The organism is Pseudoxanthomonas suwonensis J47, assembly GCF_000513955.1.
In the GTDB taxonomy this organism is placed as follows: Bacteria; Pseudomonadota; Gammaproteobacteria; order Xanthomonadales; family Xanthomonadaceae; genus Pseudoxanthomonas; species Pseudoxanthomonas suwonensis_C.
The window spans coordinates 53,017-75,134 of sequence record NZ_AZUZ01000022.1 but is presented as its reverse complement, the minus strand read 5'-3'; the positions used below and the strand labels follow the sequence as shown (position 1 = coordinate 75,134).

Genomic DNA, 22,118 nt, shown 5'->3' with positions numbered 1-22,118 from the left:
AAGGCAAAGGCAGAGCAGTGGGGCAAGCCCCACCCCACACAGTGGCGCCGCCCGGTCTGCAACGCTGCCCTTGTAGAGTCGGGCTCGCCCGACTCCCACGCCAGGCGAAGCGACGAAAGGCAAAGCAAGAGCAGTGGGGCAAGCCCACCCCACACAGTGGCGCCGCCCGGTCTCGCTGCCTTTGTAGAGTCGGGCTCGCCCGACTCCCACGCCCGGCGGAGCGACGAAAGGCAAAGCAAGAGCAGTGGGTCAAGCCCACCCCACACAGTGGCGCCGCCCGGTCTCGCTGCCTTTGTAGAGTCGGGCTCGCCCGACTCCCACGCCAGGCGAAGCGACGGTAGCCAAAGGCAAGAGCGGTGGCCGCCGCTCAGTCGTGGAAGGCTTCGACCACCTTGCGCCGGCCCAGCATGAAGGCGTCGGCTACATGGCGCAGCGGCGCCAGGTCCACGTCCGACTGGCCGCTGCGCACCAGCTCGGCGAACCGGCGGTACAGCTGCGGATATTCCTGCTCCGGCTCGGCGTGCAGCAGCTGGCCATCCACGGCGAGCTTCGCCCCGCCCTCCGACAAGCGCATCTCACCCGCATCGGTCTGCGCCACGATGTCCCAGCTCTGCGGTCCGGTCTGGCGCCAGTCGAACTCCGCTTCCAGATCCAGCCCTTCTGCATCGCTGAAGCGGATCGACGCCGCGATCGGCGCATCGCGGTTCTCCGGAAACTCAAGCATCGCCGCAGTGGCGAACACCGGCCGCGGCAGGATCCGGGTGACGATCGACAGCGCATTGATGCCCGGGTCGAATACACCCAGCCCACCGGCCTGCCAGATCCACTCCTGGTTCGGATGCCAGTGGCGCACGTCTTCCTTCCAGTACACCCGCATCGAGCGGATCCTGGTGCCGGCCAGGAACTCCCGCGCCGCTTCCACCGCTGGCGCGTAGCGCGAGTGCCAGCTGGCGAACAGCGTCACCCCGGCCGCGGCGGCCTGCGCCGCCAGGTCCTCTACTTCCGACAGCGTCGCCCCCGGCGGCTTCTCCAGGAACACATGCTTGCCGGCGGCCAGCGCCTTCGTCGCCGCGACGTAGCGGTACTGCGGCGGCATGCACAGCGACACCGCCTCGATCGACGACACCGCCGCCAGCATCTCCTCGATCGTGCCGAAGTTGTCGATGCCCTCCACGCGACCGTGGCGGCTGGCCGCCGCCACCAGGCGGTAGTCGGCGTTGGCCGCGACCGCGGGCAGGTGCTGGTCGCGCACGATCTTGCCGACTCCGACGATGGCGAGGTTGATGGGCACGGATACGGTCTCCAGTGGCGGCACGGACACGCGGTCCGCGCGTTCGGTTCGTTCAGTCGAAGATGGAAGGATCGGGGCCGCAGGCATCCAGGGCTGCCGCGACCTCTTCCCACTTGCGCCGCGGCCCCGGCGTGGCGAAACCGTACTCGATGCGTCGCCGGAACACCGTGCCCGGACGCAGGATCGCATCCGGGAACGCCGGCTTGTTCGGCGCATCCGGGAAGCCCTGCGGCTCCAGGCAGATGCCACGCCCCAGCCCCGGGTGCTGGTGGTCGAGCGCATGGCCGCCATACAGCTGCAGTGCCGGCGCGTCGCTGTCGATGCGCAGCGCGATGCCGCTGTGCGGCGAGTACAGGCGCGCCACCGGACCCGCACCGCCATCCAGCACCAGGCAGTGGTCGTAGCCGCCGGCCATGCGCAGCTGCGTGTCGGTGGGATCGGCAGCCACGTCCAGCGTGCGCGCCTCGCGGAAGTCGAATGGAGTTCCGGAGACTTCGGCCAGCGTGCCGAACGGGATCAGCCGCCCGTCCACCGGCAGGTAGCGCGAAGCCGGCACCTGCAGCCATTGCGCCGCGGCCGGCACGGAACCGTCGCCGGCGAGGTTGAAGTACGGGTGCTGGGTCGGGTTGAACAGCGTGGGCGCATCGCAGGTGGCCTCGAAATCCAGCCGCAGGCGCGCACCGCGCAGCCGGTAGGTGGCGCGCACCTCGAGATTGCCCGGATAGCCTTCCTCGCCGTCCGGCGAGCGGTAGCGCAGCACCAGCCGGTCGGCGGCGTGGTCCTCCACCGTCCACATCCGCCGGCCGAACCCGTATGTACCGCCATGCAGGTGGTGACGCCCCTCGTTGGCGGTTACCTCGTGGCGCTGCCCGTCCAGTTCGAATGCCGCGCCGCTGATGCGGTTGCCGAAGCGGCCAACCAGGATGCCCAGGCAGGCGGGATCGTCGAAGTAGGCCTGCGCGTCGTCCAGGCCCAGCACCACGCCGGTACGCCCCTGCGCGCCATCGAACTCCAGCCGCGCGAGGATGCCTCCGAGGTCGAGGATCTCCGCCGATAGGCCATCGGCTTCTCCCAGCCGCAATGCCTGCACCACAGTGCCGTCTTCCAGCTGGCCGAAGCTCCTCGTCCGGGTCATGCAGTTCCGTTCCGGGCATGGCCGCGATCCGGCCGCGAAGCAGGATAGCCACGCGCCGCCACGTCGACCAATGCCGCCTCGGGCATGGGCGATGTCCGGAATGGAATGGCTCGCCTGTCCCCGCGACAAGCTCGCAACGATACGTATTCCGGTATCGCTGGCCTCGGTAAATTCATTGGCAGGTTATGGAACGCGTCACTATGCTCGGCCTGCTTCCTGCCATGCGCGCTGTCGCATCGGGAGGGAAAGCATCGGCGCGGGAGCAGTGCGCCGCACAACACGACCGTACGCGTCAGACGTAGGCCTGGGAGGGTTGAAATGACGACGCTCATGTTCGACGGCATGCCTGCATGCCGCGGCGCCGGACTGTTGCCCGCGTCGACGCTCCGCCAGCTACCCGCCAGACGCATCGATCCGCCGCACGCCGGGTACCGAACACTTTCCGGCCACGACCCGATACACCTCTGACCGGCCGCGCCGCGCGGGCGCCGGCCTGCGCACCTGCTGCCGCATCCGCATTGAACATGCCCTGGGAGCCCGTGCAATGAAGCGTTCGAACCGCTGGATGCAAGTCCGCCGCAGCCGCCTCGCGTTGCTGCCGGCAGCACTGCTGGTTGCGCTGTCCGCCGCCGCGCAGGACACCGCCCGCCCCTGCCCCACCGCCGACGACCCCAATGCGCCATGTCCGGCGCCCGCGCCGGCCGACGGTGCGTCCGGCGGCAGCACCGACGCCACCGAGCTGGACCGCGTGGAAGTGCGCGGCCTGCGCGCCTCGATGCTCGGCGCGCTGGATCGCAAGCAGGGCTCGATGCAGATCGTCGACGCCATCGTCGCCGAGGACATCGGCAAGTTCCCGGACAACAACCTCGTCGAGGCGTTACAGCGCGTCAGCGGCGTGCAGACCACCGACCGCGGCGGCGGCGAGGTATCCACCGTCTCCATCCGCGGCCTCAACGACGTCACCACCACGGTCAACGGCCGCAACATCTTCACCGCCTCCGGCCGCTCGGTGGCGCTGGCCGACATCCCGGCCAGCCTGCTGGCCAGCACCGAGATCTACAAGACCCGCTCGGCCAACCTGATCGAGACCGGCATCGCCGGCGTGATCGACATCCACACCCACCGGCCGTTCGATTTCGATGGCAGCCGCGTGGTGCTGGCCGCGCGCACCATCTACCAGGAACAGGCCGGCAAGGTCGACCCGAACCTCAGCGCGCTGTTCTCCAACACCTGGGACACCGGCAACGGCCGCTTCGGCGCGCTGGCCAACATTTCCTACGCCGAGACCAACTACCGCGACCAGAGCGTCACCGCCGGCGCGATGGTGCCGTTCTTCGCCGACCAGGCGCCGCCGGGATTCGTCCCCTACGAGCGCATCCCGACCACGATCGGCGGCGCCGAGGTCTGGCAGCCGGGCCTGGTGGCCGGCCTGCCGTTCGCGCCCGGCTCCACCGTCACCGTCGGCGGCCAGCAGTACGAATACCTGCTGTCGCGCGACGCGATGTTCGCCAGCGACCTGACCGGCAAGCGCGAGCGCCCGGCCGCCAACATCTCCCTGCAGTGGGCGCCGGACGACCGCTCCGAGTACATCTTCGAAGCGTTCTACAACGGCTACCGCAACGAGTCGTTCAACTCGCTGCTGTTCTCCTTCGTCGACTGGTGGGGGGCGCTGGGGGACAACCCGGCGCAGACGATCGAGATGATCCCCGGCAGCAACATCATGAAGTCGCGGGTGATCGGCTTCCCGTACAACTTCACCAGCGGGGACCTGGCCACCGGCAAGACCGACAGCTACCTCTACGCCCTCGGTGGCAGCTGGGAGGTGGGCGACCGGCTCAAGCTGAAGTCCGAGATCACCTACCAGGACAGCGAGTACAAGACCGACTTCTTCGCCATGCGCGCCGACCGCGTCACCCGCGAGGTCTGGGTGGACTTCAACCGTGGCGGCGGCGTGCCGGCGTTCGGCTTCAACGACGACCCGGCCACCCCGGACATCGACGAAAGCAACTCCGCCGACCCGAACCAGTGGTTCATCGCCCAGCTCTACGACAACGCCAACTACGCCAAGGGCGACGCCACGACCTTCACCTTCGATGGCGACTACCAGGCCGGCTGGGGCTTCATCGACAGGCTGTCCTTCGGCGTGCGCTACGACGACCGCAGCGCCAGCGAAGGCCAGCGCACCGCCGACGCCGACGGCTGCGACCGCGCGCTGCCGGCCTGCTCGTTCCCGGGCAATCCGGGCCTGGCCTGGACCAACAGCGGCTTCTTCGACGGCCGCGCCGACGTGCCGGATGCGTGGATCGTCCCCAACGGCCACTACATCCGCGCCAACGCCGACGCCTTCCGCCAGCTGTACGGCCTGGAGACCAGCGATCAGCTGCAGCTGGTGGAGAACTTCAACGTGCAGGAGAAGACCAGCGCGGCCTACCTGCAGGCGGATTTCGCCACCGAGCTGGGCGGGCGCACCTTCGACGGCCAGTTCGGCGTGCGCTACGTCAACGTCGAGACCGACATGGTGTTCGGCCCGGGCCGGGCCTCGGCCAGCGCTTCCAAGCTGCTGCCCAGCCTGATGCTGCGCTACCACTTCACCGACGAGCTGCTGATGCGCCTGGCCTACGGCCAGACCCTGCGCCGGCCCGGTTTCGCCCAGCTCAACCCGAACATCACCTACGTCGAGGACGTCACCAACATCGGCTACGGCACCGCCACCGGCGGCAACCCGAACCTGCGCCCGACCGAATCGAAGAACTACGACCTGTCCCTGGAGTGGTATTTCGCCCCGGGCAGCGCGGTCTACGGCACGGTGTTCCGCCGCGACATCGAAGGCATGGTCAGCGACTTCCGCCGCCGCGTGACCTTCGACAACTACGACTACATCCTGACCCAGCCGGACAACGCCTCCGACGGCAAGCTCGAGGGCGTGGAGCTGGGCCTGGTGTACTTCCCGGACAACCTGCCCGGCCTGCTGGACGGCTTCGGCCTGCAGGCCAGCTTCACCTGGCTGGACTCCAGCCAGGTCATCCCGGTGACCGACAGCGCCGGCGAGGTGGTCGGCAGCCAGGAGACGCCGATGTTCGGCATCTCCGACACCTCCTACAGCGTGGTCCTGGCCTACGAGCGCAACCGCTTCTCGGCCCGCGCTTCCTACGTGTGGCGGGACGATTTCCTGCACCACTACGAGGCGGCCCTGTTCGCCAACCCACTGGGCGTGTACTTCAATGGCGAGAGCAGCCTGGACTTCCAGCTCAGCTACGATGCCAGCGACTCGTGGACGGTGACCTTCGACGCGACCAACCTCACCAACAAGCTGTACCAGAGCTACTACCAGTACCCTTCGACCCACAACTTCGGCAGCGCCCTGTACAGCCGCACCTTCGCGCTGGGATTCCGCTACCGTTTCTGACCGGGGCACCGGGTCCGCTCCGGGCCCGGGCCTTCGCTGCCCTCCTACCCCGTTCCGCTGATACCGAGGCGACACGATGCTGAAGAAGACCCTGATCACGCTGACCCTGGCCATCGCACTCCCAGCCGCCGGCGCCAGCGCCCAGGACAAGGTCCAGGCCAGCGCGACCCTGCATGCCGACCAGCCCGGCGACACCGTCAGCCGCTACCTCTTCGGCCAGTTCGCCGAGCACCTGGGCTACGGCATCTACGGCGGCATCTGGGTGGGCGAAGACTCGAAGATCCCCAATACCCGCGGCTACCGCAACGACGTGCTGGGCGCGCTGAAGCAGCTGCAGGTGCCGGTGGTGCGCTGGCCGGGCGGCTGCTTCGCCGACGAGTACTACTGGCGCGACGGCATCGGTCCGCGCGAGAAGCGCCGGGTCAAGATCAACACCCACTGGGGCGGCGTGGAGGAGCCCAACAGCTTCGGCACCCACGAGTTCATGGACTTCGCCGAACTGCTGGGTACCGACGCCTACGTCTCCGGCAACACCGGCAGCGGCTCCCCGCGCGAGATGGCCGAATGGGTCGAGTACATGACCTACGAGAAGGGCTCTTCGCTGGCCGAGGAGCGCCGCGCCAACGGCCGCGACAAGCCGTGGAAGGTGCCGTTCTTTGGCATCGGCAACGAGCTGTGGGGCTGCGGCGGCAACATGACGCCCGAGCACGCCGCCAACCTGCACCGCCAGTACCAGACCTTCGTCAAGGTCCCGGCCGGGCAGCAGGTCACCAAGGTCGCCGCCGGCGCCAACAGCGACGACTACAACTGGACCGAGGTGATGATGAAGGTCGCCGGCAAGCACATGGATGCATTGTCGGTGCATTACTACACCGTGCCCGGCGGCTGGCCGCCACGCGCCTCGAGCTTCGAGTTCGACGAGGCGGGCTGGATCCAGACCCTGGAAAGCGCACTGAAGGTCGACGAGCTGCTGCGCCGGCACATCGAGGTGATGGACCGGTACGACCCGGAGAACAAGGTCGCCCTGTACCTGGACGAATGGGGCACCTGGTACGCCGCCTACCCTGGCAGCAATCCCGGCTTCCTGCAGCAGCAGAACACGCTGCGCGACGCGCTGGTCGCCTCGATCCACTTCGACGTGATGAGCCGCTATGCCCACAGGGTGAAGATGGCCAACATCGCGCAGATGGTGAACGTGCTGCAGGCCATGATCCTCACCGAGGACGCGAAGATGGTGCTCACGCCCACCTACCACGCCTTCGAGATGTACAAGCCGTGGCAGGACGCGACCTACCTGCCGCTGGAGCTGAAGGCGCCGCAATACCGCCACGGCGACACCAGCATCCCGGGCGTGCATGGCTCGGCGGTGCGGGCGAAGGACGGCCACGTCTACGTGGCGCTGAGCAACTTCGACCCGAACCGCACGGCGACCGTGTCGACCCGGCTCAGCGGCGTGCAGGCCACCCGCGTGTCCGGCCGCGTGCTGACCGCCGGCGCGATCGCCGCGCACAACACCTTCGAACAGCCGGAGCTGGTGAAGCCGGCGGCCTTCAATGGCGCCACGGTCTCCGGTAGCACGCTGCAGGTGGAGCTGCCGGCGAAGTCGCTGGTGGTGCTGCGGCTGGAGTGAGGCGCACAGCCATCGACGGACGGCAAAGGGGGCGCTTCGGCGCCCCCTTCGTTGTTACGGCCGCGTCACGTGGCGGCGTGATTCTGCTGGATCGATGCGCTCAGGGACCGCCGATTCCACACACAGTGGTCCGGCACCGGCGCCAATGTGCGCATCCACCCGCGCCTAGAATGGCCACTCGCAACTTCCTCCCCCAGGAGTCCTGCATGAGTGTCCGCGACGTGGTTTTCCCCGAGGGCCGGCGCGCCCTGTACGAGCTCCACCGCTATTCCCCCGCCGTGCGCAGCGATGGCTTGCTGTTCGTCTCCGGGCAGGTCGGCAGCCGCGATGACGGCTCGCCCGAACCCGACTTCGAAGCGCAGGTGCGCCTGGCCTTCGACAACCTCCAGGCGACCCTGCGCGCGGCTGGCTGCACCCTCGACGACATCATCGACGTCACCAGCTTCCACACCGACCCCGAACGGCAGTTCGAGACCGTGCTCAAGGTGAAGGACGAAATGTTCCCCCAGCCGCCCTACCCCAGCTGGACCGCGATCGGCGTGAACTGGCTCGCGGTCTCACCGCGCTAAGTGATCCAAGTGTGGGTCAAGATTGATGAACTCAGAGGCCGCTGCCTTGAGTTCTTTGGCCGCATGGCCCCAGAACACAACATAGACCTTAAAGCCGCGATTCTTTAGCTTTTCAACCGCGGGAACGTAATCTGCATCGCCTGATACGAGCGTGATCTCATCTGTAGCCGGGTCGGCAAGCGTGAAGGAATCCTCGATCATTGTTGCGACAATGTCCGTGTCAATCTTCTTTTCGTGGTTTGCGACATTGCGATCGTAGGTGATCACGTCAAATCCGTTTCGGCGCGCTGCATCCCACAAGGAGTCGTTCTTTGGAGGGCGCGAGCCAAACAGAGCCGCCTTTTTTACGTCACTTCTGTCGCCGCCAGCGAACTGAAACAGCTTTCCGAAATCGAGTTTCCAGTTGTAGTCACATATCTTGTTTTGAACGGCTGTCCAGACGTCTGGCGCATTACCGTGCGCGAATGCTGCGACATGCATCCCTTCAATCCAAACGTTCGAATTATCAACATACAACAGGTTTGCCATGATCTCCCCCTGAGAGGCTAACGCTTGAATTGGGCCGCGCCGCGAAGCGGCGTCGGCTTGAATGAATTGTTATGTGGCAAGCCGGTCACTTGGCACAAAATCTGTTCCAGACCGTGACGAACTCGCGAGCATCCATCTGCTCCTGCAAGTATGTTAGCTCTGCGGAACCGGCAGAGATGAAGCGCTGAAAGCCAGAGTAACCCCCGAAGCTGTTCTTGGAGTTGACCTCGCCGCAGGTGATGGGAACACCATCTTGGCCTCGATGAAAGTAGATGCCCCTGAATTGAGCGGAGCCTGGATCTTTTAGCTTCGCCTTTACTGCGTCCTGCCCTCGAGCAATCCACACGGCCTGTCGAGTTTTCTCGTCAGCGACAGGATCTGGTGCAGCTGGTTTGAGAAAGTTGTTTGCCAGCAAGACCACCACTACACCTGCTACTACGGCGCCCGCGGTTGAAACAATGACCGAAACGTGCCCCTTGCCGCGTGCCTTTGCGCTAGCTCTGGCGCTACCTACGATGAGTGGAATGCCTATGAGTGGAATGAATATGTAAGCAGTTGCTACAAGCCCCGTGGGCGCAGAACCGGCATCAATTAAATTGGAGACTATGAGGTAATAGATGATGATTGCCGCGATTCCGATAAGTGCGCCCATGCTCTTGTGTCCGTGTTCGAGTGATGGCTCATTGCCACATAACGCATGAATTAAGCCGCGCCGCGAAGCGGCGTCGGCTTGAATGACTTGTTAGGCGCACCGGATGCCACCTGCCAGTTTCGACAATGACCTTTGCTGTCACTACATGCCCCGACAACGCTAAGGGTAGCGAAGAAGGCTACTGGAAGTGTGATTGCAAGGCACAGAAGCATCTGCGAGTAGCGAACTTTAGTTGCACGATACATTGATCTAGATAGAAATATTCCTGCAATCAGCGATGCTATAGATAGATTAACAATGAATGCTTTGATAAGAATCTCGGCAAATCCGCTTGGGCCATCCGATCTTATGATGGTGAAGTCCCTGAGATTTAGAAGAAGACATGCTGTATTGAAGAGGCTATACGAAACTACGAGAACCACGCGCGCTAGCGATCTGGGAGATGGTGGTGTGTCAGATGTGGACATCGTCGGATTCACAAGCCTAACGCCTTATGTCTTGTCTTTCCCCTAGCCTAGGTGTCGAGAGCCCGGCATGCGCGCCCGCTAACGCCTCGGTGTAGCAGCACCGTAACTCAGCAGGGGCCGCATGCCGGTGCTCGCGCCCTGCGCCCGGACAGTTGGCCGAGGTCTCCCTCGAACTGATAAGCGTGGGCTTGGGCGCGATGCTCTCGACCCGCCAACTCTATCGGAGGATTGGGCATGACGGCAGTGGGCATCGACGTGGGCAAGGCCTCCCTGGACGTGGCCATCGAGGGAAGGCCGGCAGTGATGCGGGTGGCCAACAGCGCCGCGGGCATATGCAAGCTGGTCCGGCAGCTGTCGGGCCTGGACCAGGTCCGGGTCGTGGTTGAGGCCACCGGCGGGTATGAGGAACCGCTGCTGGAAGCATGCTGCGATGCCGGCCTGTGGGTGGCACGGGTCAATCCCCGCCAGGCCCGCAACTTCGCCCGCGCCGCCGGTGATGCCGCCAAGACCGACGCCATCGACGCCCGGCTGCTATGCCTGATGGCCGGGATGTTTGCCGGCCGGCTGCAGCGCTACCAGGCCCCGCTGCCTTGGCAACGCGAGCTGCGGGACTGGCTGCGTCGTCGTGGCCAGGTGGTCACCGCCCTGCAGGCACATCGCCAGCAGATGGCGATGTGCCCGTCGTCGATCCGGTCGCTCGCCGCCAGGACCATCGCCGCCCTGCGCCGCGAGCTGGCCGCGATCGACCAGCAGATACGGGCCCTGCTGGATGCCCATGCCACACCGGCTCTGGGATCGTGCAAGGGACTGGGACCGATCTTCCAAGCGACCAGCTTGGCGTTGCTGCCGGAGTTGGGTGCGTTGAGCCGGCGCCAGATCGCACGCCTGGTCGGCGTGGCACCCATGAACCGCGACAGCGGCCAGAGCAGCGGCATCCGCCGCATCCGCGGCGGGCGCGCTCCCGTGCGTGTGGCCTTGTACATGGCCACGCTCTCGGCGGTGCGCTGGGACGAGACGATGAAGGCGCACTATAGGCAGCTTCGAGCGCGCGGCAAACTGGCCAAGGTCGCGCTGGTCGCCTGCATGCGCAAGCTGCTGACGATCGTCAATGCGCGTCGTCGCGATGAGCTTCTCCTGGAGGCAGCAATGCCAGCCTGACCGCTGATCGGAAGACAGTTGCTGAGTTAAGCCGCGCCGAAGGCGTCGGCTTGAATGAATAGTTAGGCCTCGGGGCCAGTGTTGACGGCCAATGTATAAACAAAGGCAATCGGCCAAGCAAACATACATGCAATGAACCAACGCCAGCTGCCCTGCACGTGGGCCCGATACATTCCTAGGAACCAAGTTGCGATTGCTCCTCCGGCAACCGCAAGGGAAAGCAGCTTTTCGTGCAGATACATCTCATCTCCGCTCAAACCCCAGTCCATAGCTCGTTCCTGGCCGAGAAGAATTAGCGAAGCCAGATATGCGAAGGCGAAGAGGAGAAGCAGCAGGCCGATCTTTGGGATGCGATTGGACTTGAACACGAGGCCTAACACCTAAGTTAAGCCGAAACGCGTAGTGGAGGCAAATACATGGCAAGCTTTCTCTGCCATGTATTTGGTGGAACGAAGCGGTTTCGGCTTGAACGCATTGTTAGGCCGCGCCATCCGGCTGGTCCGGCCCATAGATATCGAAGCCTAGCGAAATACCGAGCTGACTGCACCGCGATTGGAGGTCTGGCGAAATCTCAATGCCAATGTTTTCCCGCTCTAGGAACAGGCCGACGAATAGACGGGCATAACCTCCACTGGCGATGAGGTTCTTGAAGAACGGAGTCGCAGCTTCCAGTTGGGAAACGGTCAGGCCTAAGAACTGCTCCAAGTCGTCGTCAGATGGCGCGACGAAAGAGTGGCGCCAGAAGCTTGCTTTGTTTACGCCGGGAAGCGGGCCACCCTTAGGTGTGCGACGTTCGGCGCCCACAGACCCGCTATGCTCTGGCACGAGGCCCAAGGCTGCACTGATGTGGTCTTCGGGCATCGAAGGATGCCTGATGGCGAGCGATACCTTGTAGCGGTAACGGAGTTCTTCCATAGCGGCCTAACGCCAGAGTTAAGCCGCGCCGCACAGCGGCGTCGGCTTGAACGAATGGTTAGGGTGCAACGCCGCCAAGCGCTCCGACCTAGCGGCCACGGCGATAGACCCAGCGCCAAGCCATTGGAACCGTGCACACGGCGACAAGACCAATAGCCATTGCGGTGAAGTGCACCCACGGAGGGTTATACGAGAACTCACCTGGGCCAGCCAGCAGACGGGGTACCACGACCTTGAAAGCAATGCTTGCCATGAACGAAACAAGAAAGACGATCGCGAACCACCCTCTGATCCGGCTCCGCCGGGCCTCCGCTTGCAGGTTGCCTGAATCTGACGCCATGGACTCCCCCTTCTTTGCGCCCTAACACCCAAGTTAAGCCGAGACGCGCAGTGGAGCGGACCAGGTGGCAAGCTTTACCTGCCGCCTGGCCCGCGTAACGAAGCGGCTTCGGCTTGAACGCATTGTTAGGCCGCGGACCACTGCAGCCCAATCTGCTTTTGTACCGCGGCACCCAACGCACCTACAAATAGTATGTTGACGTGGAGCTCGTCCGTTGACTCATAGAAGTAGCGCCAACGAACAAACGCACCCTCGGCATTGCTCAATTGATTCTCAAAATCTGGGTACGTAGCCGACACGTCCGAAACAATTGTCGCCCTAGTCGGAGAGGGAAGCATATCGAGAAGCTTCCGGAGATTGTGCTCTCGCCCCGGCGCGAGTCCCTTCTCGAATAGTAGCGCTTTTAGCCCGATCTCTACGGACAGTGCTGCGCAGATCAAGGCAGGCATCCCTAGCGGTGCAGCCGGTAGTCGGTCGTACTCGCGCGCAGTGTTCCAACACCGCTCAAACGCTGCTTGGAGCTGCTCCGATTGGACTTTCGCAAGGAGTACGCGCTCTTCTTCCATAGCGGCCTAACTACCAGTAGACCCCCACCGGGGGCGTAGCGCCGAGTTTGTGGTCGCCGCTTGCCGGCCGTCAATCAAGGTATCCCGCCGGATCATGGGGTTAGGACGATCCAATCCGGGCCTGCCTCCGGGGAAAGGCGGCAAGGAGGCCCCGATATGTCTTATGACGGCGAGCAGGCCCGGGTATCCGAGGCGCGGCAGGGGCGGGCGGCCGCGGCTGCCGGAGCAGGTGCGCGGGCGCCTGCGCCTGCACCGCAGGCGCTACGGTCTGCGCACCAACAGGCAAACCTTTACCGGGTCCGCCGGTATATCCAGGACCTGCGCCCCGGACATCCGCCCTGACTTGAAGGGGCGGCCATGCGCCGGACACCGTGGGAGATGGAAACCGGTCGCCGCCGGCGCGCCCAGGCCACCCGGATCGTCGGGTAGCACGGGGCGGGGGCTCCCTTGCGCAAGTCCAGGCGCGGAACCCGGCGCGTGAGTGCCCGGAACGCCGGCGGCTTGCCCTCCTACCGCTCCAGCGCCCCCGCCTCCACCACCGGCCAGCCGTCCGCGTCCCAGGCCAGCGGCAGGATCTTCAGCTTGGGCCGGCCGCCGTCCTCCACGTCGTAGGCGTGGAACACCAGCCAGTCGCGGCCGTCGAACGTGTAGGCGCTGTTGTGGCCGGGGCCGGGCCAGCGCGCGGTGCCGCGCAGCACCTCGGTGGCGCCGCCCTGGTCCATGCGCCGGCCGTCGCGGTCCAGGTAGGGGCCGCGCAGGTCGCGCGAGCGCCCGACCATGATCCGGTAGTCGCTCTTCGCCCCGCGGCAGCAGTGGTCGTACGAGACGAACAGGTAGTACCAGCCGTCGCGACGGAAGATGAAGGGCGCCTCGATCGCGCCCGGTTCCGGGTTGGCGTCGTCGACGGCCAGCAGCGGGCGCTCGCGCCGGGCCAGGGTGTGCCATTCCTGCGGCTCGGCGATGGCCAGCCGGTCCTCGCGCAGCTTCACCAGTTTCAGGCCGCCCCAGAACGAGCCGAAGGCCAGCCACGGCGTGCCGTCTTCGTCCTCGGCCAGGTTGGCGTCGATCGCATTCCACAGGTCGCGGTGCGGCACCGAGCGCAGGACGATGCCGTGGTCCACCCAGCGGAACGCCGGATCGGCCGGGTCGAGCGTGGCGTTGGTGGCGACACCGATCGCCGAGGTGTTCTTGCCGCCGCTGGAGATCGAGTAGTAGAGGTAGTAGGTGCCGTCGTGTTCGGAGATGTCCGGGGCCCAGATATGGCCGTTGAACCTCGGCACCACCTCGTAGGCCCAGGCCGGGATGGTGGCGAACACCGGCGGCTCGGCCTTCCAGGTCCGCATGTCCTTGGAACTGTAGACGGTGATGCCCGGGCCGGTGACGAAGGCGTACCAGGTGTCGCCCTGCCGGGCCAGCACCGGGTCGTGGGCGAGGATGTCGGCCCAGTAGCCTTCGCGCGGCGCGGCCACCGGCGGCGCTTCCATCATGTCGTCGTTGTTCGGCTTCGCTTCCTGCGCGGACGCGGGTGCCGCCAGCGCGCAGGCCAGCAGCAGCACCGCGCGGCACAGCCCCGCCATGCCCGCCCCGCCGCTCAAGCCCCCGCCTCCGGCAGCTCTACCTCGCGCAGCGGCCGGCCGAACACCGGCATGCCCTCGGCGTCCCACTGCAGCGGCTGCACGCAGGCGTGGCGGTCCGGATTCCACAGCGGGTCGCCCTCGATTTCGCGGTAGTTGCGCGCGTGGTAGACCAGCAGGTCGGTAATGCCGTCCTCGGCCAAGGTAAAGCTGTTGTGGCCCGGCCCGTAGACCTCGCGCTCGACGTCGGTGGCGAACACAGGCCGCGGCGACTTGTGCCAGTTGGCCGCATCCAGCAGGTCGCTGTCCGCATCCGCCCAGATCAGACCCATCACATAGCGTTCGTCGGTAGCGCTGGCCGAATAGGTGCAGAACACCTTGCCGTGGCGGATGAGTACCGAGGGTCCCTCGTTGACCAGGAAGCCCTGCACTTCCCAGTCGAACTCGGGCCGGGTCAGCAGCACCGGCGGGCCCTTGATCCGGGTGGGCGTCTCCATCGCCGCGATGTACAGGTTGGAGTTGCCGGGGATATCGGGATGCTTCTGCGCCCACAGGTAGTAGCGCACGCCGCGGTGGCTGAAGCTGGTCGCGTCCAGGCAGAACGCGTCGATGCCGCTGTCGACCTGGCCGGCGAACTCCCACGCGCCCTGCATCGGATCGGCCGAGGGATTGCGCAGCGCGTACATGCGGTGCTGGAACAGCCCGTCCTTGATCTCGCGCGACGGCGCGGCGGCAAAGTACACGTACCAGCCGTCGTCGGCGCGGTGCAGTTCCGGCGCCCAGATGAGCGAGCTGGCAGGCCCCTCCGGCGGGGCGCGCCACAGCACCTTCTCCTCCGCCGCGGCCAGCCCGGCCAGCGTGGGCGAACTGCGCAGCACCACCCGGTCGTACTCGGGAACCGAGGCGGTGAAGTAGTAGCGCCCGGCGTGGCGCGACACGTGCGGGTCGGCGCGCTGCAGGATGAAGGGATTGCTCAGCTTCATGGGGCGTCCTCTCCGCCGGCCTCAGCCGGCCGGGGCTTCGTGGATGATCTGCTGGCGGATCTGCTGGTAGTAACCATCGGTGATCCGGTAGGCGAACATCACCAGGCCCATCAGCGCGTGGAAGGCGCCGGGGATCAGGGTCAGCATCAGGGCGATACCGTTGAGCGCCGAGGGCGTCTGCGGCTGGTCCGGAACGTACTGGAACCAGGCCAGCAGCCAGCCGACGATCGCCCCGGCAATGCCCATGCCCGCCTTCTGGAAGAACGAAATCCCGCCCATCGCCAGCCCGGCCACGCGCTTGCCGCTGCGCGCATGGCCGTAGTCCACCGCCTCGACGATGGCCGACCAGAACACCGGCGCATGCAGGTCGACGATGAAGCAGATCAGGAAGTAGAAGACGAAGGCGGCGACCACGTCGCCCGGCCCTACCACGAAGTACATCGCCAGGCTCAGCACGCCGACCAGCAGCTGGCTCCAGCGGAACAGCGCGATCTTGCAGAAGCGCTTGGTGATCCACGTGGACGCGATCATCGCCAGGATCGCCGCGACCACACCGGTGGCCAGGAAGGCGGACAGCAGCTTCGCGTCGCCGCCCAGATAGTACTTGGCGTAGTAGGCGGCCACCGAGCCGCGCACCACGTAGCCGATGGTGCCGATCACGCACACCGCGCACAGCAGCAGCCACTGGTCGTTGCGCAGCAGCAGGGCGAACTGCTCGCGCAGCGGCTTGCGGTCCACCTCGTGGCGGATCCGCTCGGTGGTGGTGAAGAAGCAGAACAGGAACAGCACCGTGGCCATCAGCCCCATGAGCCCCATCGCCCGCTGGTAGCCGCGCGCCAGCTGGCCGTCGCCCCAGGCCTCGGCCAGCACCGGCACCAGGATGGTGACCAGGAAGGCGGCGATCTTGGCGAAGAACAGCCGGTAGCCGTTGGCGGACAGCCGCTCCTTCGGGTTGGCGGTGAGCACCCCGATCAGCGAGATGTAGGGAATGGTCACCGCGGTGAACACCAGGGTGACCAGGGTGTAGGTGGCGTAGGCCCAGGCCAGCTTCAGGCCATAAGTGGTGTCCGGCGTGGTGAAGGTCAGCGTCACCGAGATCCCGAACGGCACCGCCATCCACAGGAACCACGGCCGGTAGCGGCCCCAGCGGGTCTCGATGCGGTCGGTGACCATGCCCATCAGCGGGTCGGTGACCGCGTCGACCATCCGCACCACGATCAGCAGCAGCGCCACGTCGGCCGGGCGCAGCCCGAACACGTCGGTATAGAAGAACGTGATGATCAGCATCATCGAGGAGATGACGACGTTGACCGCCATGTCGCCGGCGCCGAAGCCGATCTTCTCGAGCACGCCCAGCTTCTGGTCCAGCGCCTGTTTCCGGTCCTGCATTGCCCCTCCCAGAGCGCCGCGGTGCACCGCCGAATGCGCCACCGCTGCAGCGGGGACTCCGCTGCATTCTGGTAGCCGCAGCGGATGCACAACAAATGCGGATATCGGTGTCTTGCATATCCGATTGGTTATGGCGCTTTCCTGCCCTCTCCTGCTGGCTGAGGGTCCGAGGGAGAGGGTGGGTACCGACGAAGGGGCGCGGGGTTGCCTGCCCTCTCCCCCAACCCCTCTCCCGGGGGGAGAGGGGCTTTGGTGGGTGGATTGCAATACGCATATCGATCTGCGTGCATTTGTTATTTTTCGTGCATTGCCCGCCCCGGTAGTATCCCCGGCAACGGGACGCACCCATGCCATCGGCACGGTGATGGCCCGGCCAAGTCCACCGGGCAGGAATCCCGACCGCATGAGCGAATCCAGCAAGCCGCCCTTCCGCAGCCGCCAGTGGTTCGGCCGCGAGGGCAAGCAGGGGTTCTACTACCGCAGCTGGCTGAAGGGCCTGGGCCTGCCCCACGACCTGTTCGACGGCCGCCCGGTGATCGGCATCTGCAACACCTGGTCGGAACTGACCCCCTGCAACAGCTCGCTGCGCGAAGTGGCCGAGCACGTGAAGCGCGGCGTCTACGAGGCCGGCGGCTTCCCGCTGGAGTTCCCGGTGATGTCGCTGGGCGAGACCCAGGTGCGGCCCACCGCCATGCTGTTCCGCAACCTCGCCTCGATGGACGTGGAGGAATCGATCCGCGCCAACCCGATCGATGGCGTGGTGCTGCTGATGGGCTGCGACAAGACCACGCCCTCGCTGCTGATGGGCGCGGCCAGCGTCGACCTGCCGACCATCGGCGTGTCCGCCGGGCCGTCGCTGTCGGGCAACTGGCGCGGCAAGCCGGTGGGCTCGGGCACCGGCGTGATCGAGATGTCGGAGATGGTCCGCGCGGGCACCCTCACCCAGGCCGAGTTCACCGAGGCCGAATCCTGCATGCAGCGCTCCAAGGGCAGCTGCATGACCATGGGCACGGCCTCGACCATGGCCTCGATGGTGGAGGCACTGGGCATGTCGTTGCCGGAGAACGCGGCGATCCCGGCCGTCGACTCTCGCCGCTTCCGCCTGGCCCACCTGTCCGGCCGCCGCATCGTGGAGATGGTGCGCGAGGACCTGCGCATGTCGAAGGTGCTCACGCGCAAGGCCTTCGCCAACGCGATCCGCGCCAACGCCGCCATCGGTGGCTCGACCAACGCGGTGATCCACCTGTTGGCCATTGCCGGCCGACTGGGCGTGCAGCTGACGCTGCAGGACTGGGACGAGATCGGCTCGCGCCTGCCCTGCCTGGTCAACCTCAAGCCATCGGGCGAGTACCTGATGGAGGACTTCTACTACGCCGGCGGCCTGCCGGCGGTGCTGCGCGAGATCTCCCAGCATCTGGACCTGGATGCGCTGACCGTCAACGGCCGCACCCTGGGCGAGAACATCGCCGATGCCCCGTGCTGGAACCGGGAGGTGATCCGGCCGCTGGACCAGCCGCTGCGCGCCGAGGCCGGCATCGCCGTGCTGCGCGGCAACCTGGCCCCGGACGGCGCGGTGATCAAGCCCTCGGCCGCCTCGCCGCACCTGCTGAGGCACCGCGGCCGCGCGGTGGTGTTCGAGGACATCGAGGACTTCAAGGCGCGGATCGACGACGAAGCGCTGGACATCGACGAGACCTGCGTGATGGTGCTGAAGAACTGCGGACCGCGCGGCTATCCGGGCATGGCCGAGGTCGGCAACATGCCGCTGCCACCGAAGCTGCTGCGCCGCGGCATCACCGACATCGTGCGCATCTCCGACGCGCGCATGAGCGGCACCGCCTACGGCACCGTGGTGCTGCACGTGTCACCCGAGGCCGCGGCCGGCGGCCCCCTGGCGCTGGTGCGCGAGGGCGACTTCATCGAACTGGACGTGGCCGCGCGCCGCCTGCACCTGGACGTGGACGAGGCCGAACTGGCGCGCCGCCGCGCCGAGTGGTCGCCGCCGCCGGCACCGACCCGCGGCTGGGCCAAGCTCTACGTGGACCATGTGCAGCAGGCGCACCTGGGCGCCGACCTCGACTTCCTGGTGGGCGGCAGCGGCGACGCGGTCGCGCGCGATTCGCACTGACGGCCATGCGTTTTCGCCCCGCCACTCCCACGGTTTCTTGCCCCGCAGACATCCCTGCTTCGGCAGACCTCCCGTGCAGCGGGGTTTTTTTCTTCAGACGGCAGTCCCGATGGACGCCCGCGGAACCGGCGCCGGGCTGACCCGGCGCCGCTTCGTCGCGGCGCTGGGCGCCACCGCCCTCCTGCCGGCGCTGCCGCTGGCCGGACTGGCCGCAACGGCGCCTGCGTGGGGTCCGCTCCAGTTCTTCCCGCTGGCCGACGTGCGCCTGGGCGAAGGCGTGTTCGCCCGCTCCAGCGCGCTCAACCTGCGCTACCTGGCGGCACTGGACGTGGACCGGCTGCTCGCCCCGTGCCGGATCGAGGCCGGCCTGCCCTCGCCCGCACCGAAGTATCCGAACTGGGAATCGATGGGCCTGGACGGGCACACCGCCGGCCACTACCTGTCGGCGCTGGCGCAGCAGGCCGCGCAGGGGCACGCGGAGATGCGCCGGCGCCTGGACTACATGGTCGCGGCGATGGCCGAGTGCCAGCGCGCCAACGGCGACGGTTACGTCGGCGGCGTGCCCGGCGGACGCGTCCTCTGGGAGCGCATCGCCTCCGGCGACTTCCAGGCCGAGTCGTTCTCGCTGGAAGGCGCCTGGGTGCCGTTCTACAACCTGCACAAGACCTTCGCCGGCCTGCGCGATGCCTGGCTCCTGGCGGGGAACGCGCAGGCGCGCGAGGTGCTGGTCGGCTTCGCCGACTGGGCCGACCGCCTGGTCGCCGGGCTCGACGACGTGCAGCTGCAGCGCGTCCTGGATACCGAGCACGGCGGCATGAACGAGGTGCTGGCCGACGTGTACGCCATCACCGGCGACCGCCGCTACCTCGCCCTCGCCCGCCGCTTCTGCCACCGCGCCATCCTCGACCCGCTGCTGCGGCGCGAGGACCGCCTCGACGGCCTGCATGCGAACACCCAGATCCCGAAGGTGATCGGCTTCGCGCGGATCGGCGAGCTGGACGGCAACCCGGCCTGGATCGAGGCGGCGCAGTTCTTCTGGGAACAGGTCGCGCTGGAGCGCAGCGTGGCGTTCGGCGGCAACAGCGTGCGCGAGCACTTCAACCCGGCCGAGGATTTCGCGCCGATGCTGCACTCGCGCGAGGGGCCGGAGACCTGCAACAGCTACAACATGCTGCGCCTGACCCTGATGCTGGAGCGGCTGCGACCCGATCCGCGCCACGCCGACTTCTACGAGCGGGTGCTCTACAACCACATCCTGTCCACCCAGCACCCGGACCACGGCGGGCTCGTGTACTTCACCCCGGTGCGGCCACGGCACTACCGGGTCTATTCGCAGCCGCAGGAATGCTTCTGGTGCTGCGTCGGCACCGGCATGGAGAACCACGGCCGCCACGGTACCTTCGCCTACGCGCACGACGGCGGCGCGCTGCGGGTCAACCTGTACCTGGACTCGGAACTGCAGTGGCGCGAGCGCGGCGTGGTCCTGCGCCAGCGCACCCGCTTCCCCGACGAACCAGGCAGCACGCTGGAACTGGCACTGGAGCGCCCGCAGGCCTTCGCCCTGGAGCTGCGCCACCCGCACTGGCTGGCCGGGCCGCTGCAGGTGAAGGTCAACGGCCGCCGCTGGCCGCTGGAATCCACGCCGTCCTCGTACGCGCGCATCGAACGCGAGTGGCAGGACGGCGACCGCATCGAGATCGCACTGCCGATGCAGACGCGCATCGAGAACCTGCCGGACGGATCGGACTGGGTCGCGGTGATGCATGGCCCGCTGATGCTGGCCGCGCGTACCGGCACCGAGGACCTGGAAGGACTGGTCGCCGACGACGGCCGCGGCAGCCATATCGCGCCCGGCCCCTACCTGCCGCTGGACGGTGCGCCGATGCTGGTGGGCAAGCGCGAGCGGCTGGCTTCCGCGATCGTGCCGGTGCCTGGCGAGCCGCTGGTGTTCAGCGCCGACGCGCTGGTGCAACCGACCTCGCTGCGCGGCCTGCGGCTGGAGCCCCTGCACCGCATCCACGACGCCCGCTACATGGCCTACTGGCGCACCGCCACGCCGGATGCGTATCCAGCCGTCCTGGCCGCAGCACGCCAGGCCGAACGCGAACGCGAGGCACTGGAGGCGCGCACCCTCGACCAGGTACAGCCGGGCGAACAGCAGCCGGAAGTCGACCACGCCTACCAGGGCAGGCGCAGCACGACGGGCAGTTTCCTCGGCAGGCGCTGGCGCAGCGCCGAGGAGGCGTTCTCGTATGTGCTGCGCGCGCCGGATGCCGGGGCCGGCACCCCGCTGCTGGTACAGTTGGAGCTGTTCGGCGGCGACCGCGGCGTGGCCATGGAGGTGCGCGCTGGCGGCCGGCTGCTGGGCAAGGTCACGCTGGACGGCGACGGCGTGGACGACTTCTCCAGCCAGGAAATGCGGCTGCCGGATGATGCCGCCGCGGACGCGCGCGGCGACGGCCTCCGCGTCCACTTCGTCGCCACGGATGGGCGGGCGACGCCACGACTGTTCGGTCTGCGCCTGCTGCGCGCGGACACTCCCTGAGCGGTTCAGCACGCCGCTCCCGACATTGACGCGGCCTACGCAGCGCCGGTGCTATCGGTGCCGCATGGAAAGCGACTGCCCTGCTCCACTCCGCGGTGCCGGCCCGATGGCACCTCCGCGCACCGCGCGGCCCGCGGTCCCCTCGGCGCATCCCGCCTGACACCCCGCAGCCATGTCCGCCCCTACTCCGTCGTTCTTCAGGCGCAACGGCCTTTCGCTGGTGCTGGCGGTGCTGTTCCTCGGCTTCCTCGCCGGGCAGATGCTTACCGGCTGGAACGCGGACAACGAGAGCCGCATGCTCTCCGGCCAGGACCCGCTGCCGCTGCGCGAGTACCTGCTCTCCGGCCATTTCATCTCGGCCACCTTCGAGAACTGGGAGAGCGAGTTCCTGCAGATGGGCATGTACGTGCTGCTGACCGTCGGCCTGCGCCAGCGCGGTTCGGCCGAGTCGCGGCCGCTGGACCCGGCCGAAGAGGAAGAACGCATCGATCCGGGCCCGACGCCCTGGCCGGCGCGCGCCGGCGGCATGGCGCGCTGGCTGTACGCCAATTCGCTGGCGCTGGCCTTCATGCTGCTGTTCCTGGCCTCGTTCTTGCTGCACGCGTGGGGCAGCTGGATGCACGAGAACGAGGAGCGCGCCACCGACGGCCAGCCGCCGGTGGCGCTGGTGGAACATGTGACCGGGGCGCAGTTCTGGTACGAGTCGCTGCAGAACTGGCAGAGCGAGTTCCTCGCCGTGCTGTCGATCGTGGTGCTGTCGATCTGGCTGCGCCAGGACAAATCGCCCGAATCCAAGCCGCTGGCGGCGCCGCACCGCCAGACCGGTACCTGAGCCCGCGCGG

17 protein-coding genes are annotated in these 22,118 nt (G+C 66.9%); 7 read left to right on the top strand and 10 right to left on the bottom strand.

Going from position 1 to position 22,118, the window contains the following annotated elements:
- Positions 1-367: 367 nt before the first annotated feature.
- Together M503_RS0107390 and M503_RS0107385 are read right to left on the bottom strand one after the other, a co-directional pair.
- Entirely contained in the window at positions 368-1,291 is a 924-nt protein-coding gene (locus M503_RS0107390; protein WP_037060844.1) for a Gfo/Idh/MocA family protein, read from the bottom strand.
- A gap of 52 nt (positions 1,292-1,343) precedes the next feature.
- Complete coding sequence (locus tag M503_RS0107385; protein WP_028920704.1) at positions 1,344-2,426, bottom strand: aldose epimerase family protein; 1,083 nt, start codon at positions 2,424-2,426, stop codon at positions 1,344-1,346.
- Positions 2,427-2,970: 544 nt separating this feature from the next.
- On the opposite strand from M503_RS0107385, the gene M503_RS0107380 reads away from it, so the two are divergent.
- The 3 genes from M503_RS0107380 to M503_RS0107370 all read left to right on the top strand — a co-directional run bounded on the left by M503_RS0107380 (position 2,971) and on the right by M503_RS0107370 (position 8,031).
- Entirely contained in the window at positions 2,971-5,832 is a 2,862-nt protein-coding gene (locus M503_RS0107380) for a TonB-dependent receptor (protein WP_197017191.1), read from the top strand.
- 76 nt (positions 5,833-5,908) lie between these two features.
- On the top strand, positions 5,909-7,462 hold the full coding sequence (locus M503_RS0107375; protein WP_028920702.1) for an alpha-N-arabinofuranosidase: 1,554 nt from the start codon (positions 5,909-5,911) through the stop codon (positions 7,460-7,462).
- A 206-nt stretch (positions 7,463-7,668) separates the two neighbouring features.
- Entirely contained in the window at positions 7,669-8,031 is a 363-nt protein-coding gene (locus tag M503_RS0107370) for a RidA family protein (RefSeq protein ID WP_028920701.1), read from the top strand.
- On the opposite strand, the gene M503_RS17070 is transcribed toward M503_RS0107370, so the two are convergent.
- Both M503_RS17070 and M503_RS17350 read right to left on the bottom strand, forming a co-directional pair.
- Positions 8,020-8,559: an NYN domain-containing protein gene (locus M503_RS17070; protein WP_081720971.1), complete on the bottom strand. Its 540-nt coding sequence runs from the start codon at positions 8,557-8,559 to the stop codon at positions 8,020-8,022. The genes M503_RS0107370 and M503_RS17070 overlap by 12 nt on opposite strands.
- Positions 8,560-8,644: 85 nt before the next feature.
- Positions 8,645-9,211, bottom strand: coding sequence for a hypothetical protein (locus M503_RS17350; RefSeq protein WP_155951994.1), 567 nt, complete (start codon positions 9,209-9,211; stop codon positions 8,645-8,647).
- A gap of 701 nt (positions 9,212-9,912) precedes the next feature.
- Between M503_RS17350 and M503_RS0107365 the strand changes: the two genes are divergently transcribed.
- Positions 9,913-10,836, top strand: a complete 924-nt coding sequence (locus M503_RS0107365) for an IS110 family transposase (RefSeq protein WP_028918814.1) — start codon at positions 9,913-9,915, stop codon at positions 10,834-10,836.
- 62 nt (positions 10,837-10,898) lie between these two features.
- Here the strand turns inward: M503_RS0107365 and M503_RS17345 are convergent, their stop codons facing one another.
- The 6 genes from M503_RS17345 to M503_RS15915 form a co-directional block, all read right to left on the bottom strand.
- Positions 10,899-11,204, bottom strand: a complete 306-nt coding sequence (locus M503_RS17345) for a hypothetical protein (protein ID WP_155951993.1) — start codon at positions 11,202-11,204, stop codon at positions 10,899-10,901.
- 109 nt (positions 11,205-11,313) lie between these two features.
- Complete coding sequence (locus tag M503_RS17340; RefSeq protein ID WP_155951992.1) at positions 11,314-11,751, bottom strand: DUF4279 domain-containing protein; 438 nt, start codon at positions 11,749-11,751, stop codon at positions 11,314-11,316.
- 465 nt (positions 11,752-12,216) lie between these two features.
- Positions 12,217-12,540, bottom strand: a complete 324-nt coding sequence (locus M503_RS17970; RefSeq protein ID WP_197017190.1) for a HEPN domain-containing protein — start codon at positions 12,538-12,540, stop codon at positions 12,217-12,219.
- 626 nt (positions 12,541-13,166) lie between these two features.
- Positions 13,167-14,234, bottom strand: a complete 1,068-nt coding sequence (locus M503_RS0107355) for an arabinan endo-1,5-alpha-L-arabinosidase (protein ID WP_197017189.1) — start codon at positions 14,232-14,234, stop codon at positions 13,167-13,169.
- Between the two features lie 14 nt (positions 14,235-14,248).
- On the bottom strand, positions 14,249-15,214 hold the full coding sequence (locus M503_RS0107350; protein ID WP_028919705.1) for a glycoside hydrolase family 43 protein: 966 nt from the start codon (positions 15,212-15,214) through the stop codon (positions 14,249-14,251).
- 21 nt (positions 15,215-15,235) lie between these two features.
- A complete protein-coding gene (locus tag M503_RS15915) occupies positions 15,236-16,603 on the bottom strand; it encodes an MFS transporter (protein ID WP_037060818.1) in 1,368 nt (455 codons plus the stop codon).
- Between the two features lie 403 nt (positions 16,604-17,006).
- Here M503_RS15915 and M503_RS0107340 point away from each other — a divergent pair, with 403 nt between their 5' ends.
- The 3 genes from M503_RS0107340 (at position 17,007) to M503_RS0107330 (ending at position 22,108) form a co-directional block, all read left to right on the top strand.
- Positions 17,007-18,731: an IlvD/Edd family dehydratase gene (locus M503_RS0107340; RefSeq protein WP_028919706.1), complete on the top strand. Its 1,725-nt coding sequence runs from the start codon at positions 17,007-17,009 to the stop codon at positions 18,729-18,731.
- A gap of 109 nt (positions 18,732-18,840) precedes the next feature.
- Entirely contained in the window at positions 18,841-21,276 is a 2,436-nt protein-coding gene (locus tag M503_RS0107335) for a glycoside hydrolase family 127 protein (protein WP_051414370.1), read from the top strand.
- A gap of 172 nt (positions 21,277-21,448) precedes the next feature.
- Positions 21,449-22,108 carry a DUF6766 family protein gene (locus M503_RS0107330; RefSeq protein ID WP_028919708.1) on the top strand — a complete coding sequence of 220 codons (660 nt, stop codon included), beginning with the start codon at positions 21,449-21,451 and terminating at the stop codon, positions 22,106-22,108.
- The last annotated feature ends 10 nt before the right edge of the window (positions 22,109-22,118 follow it).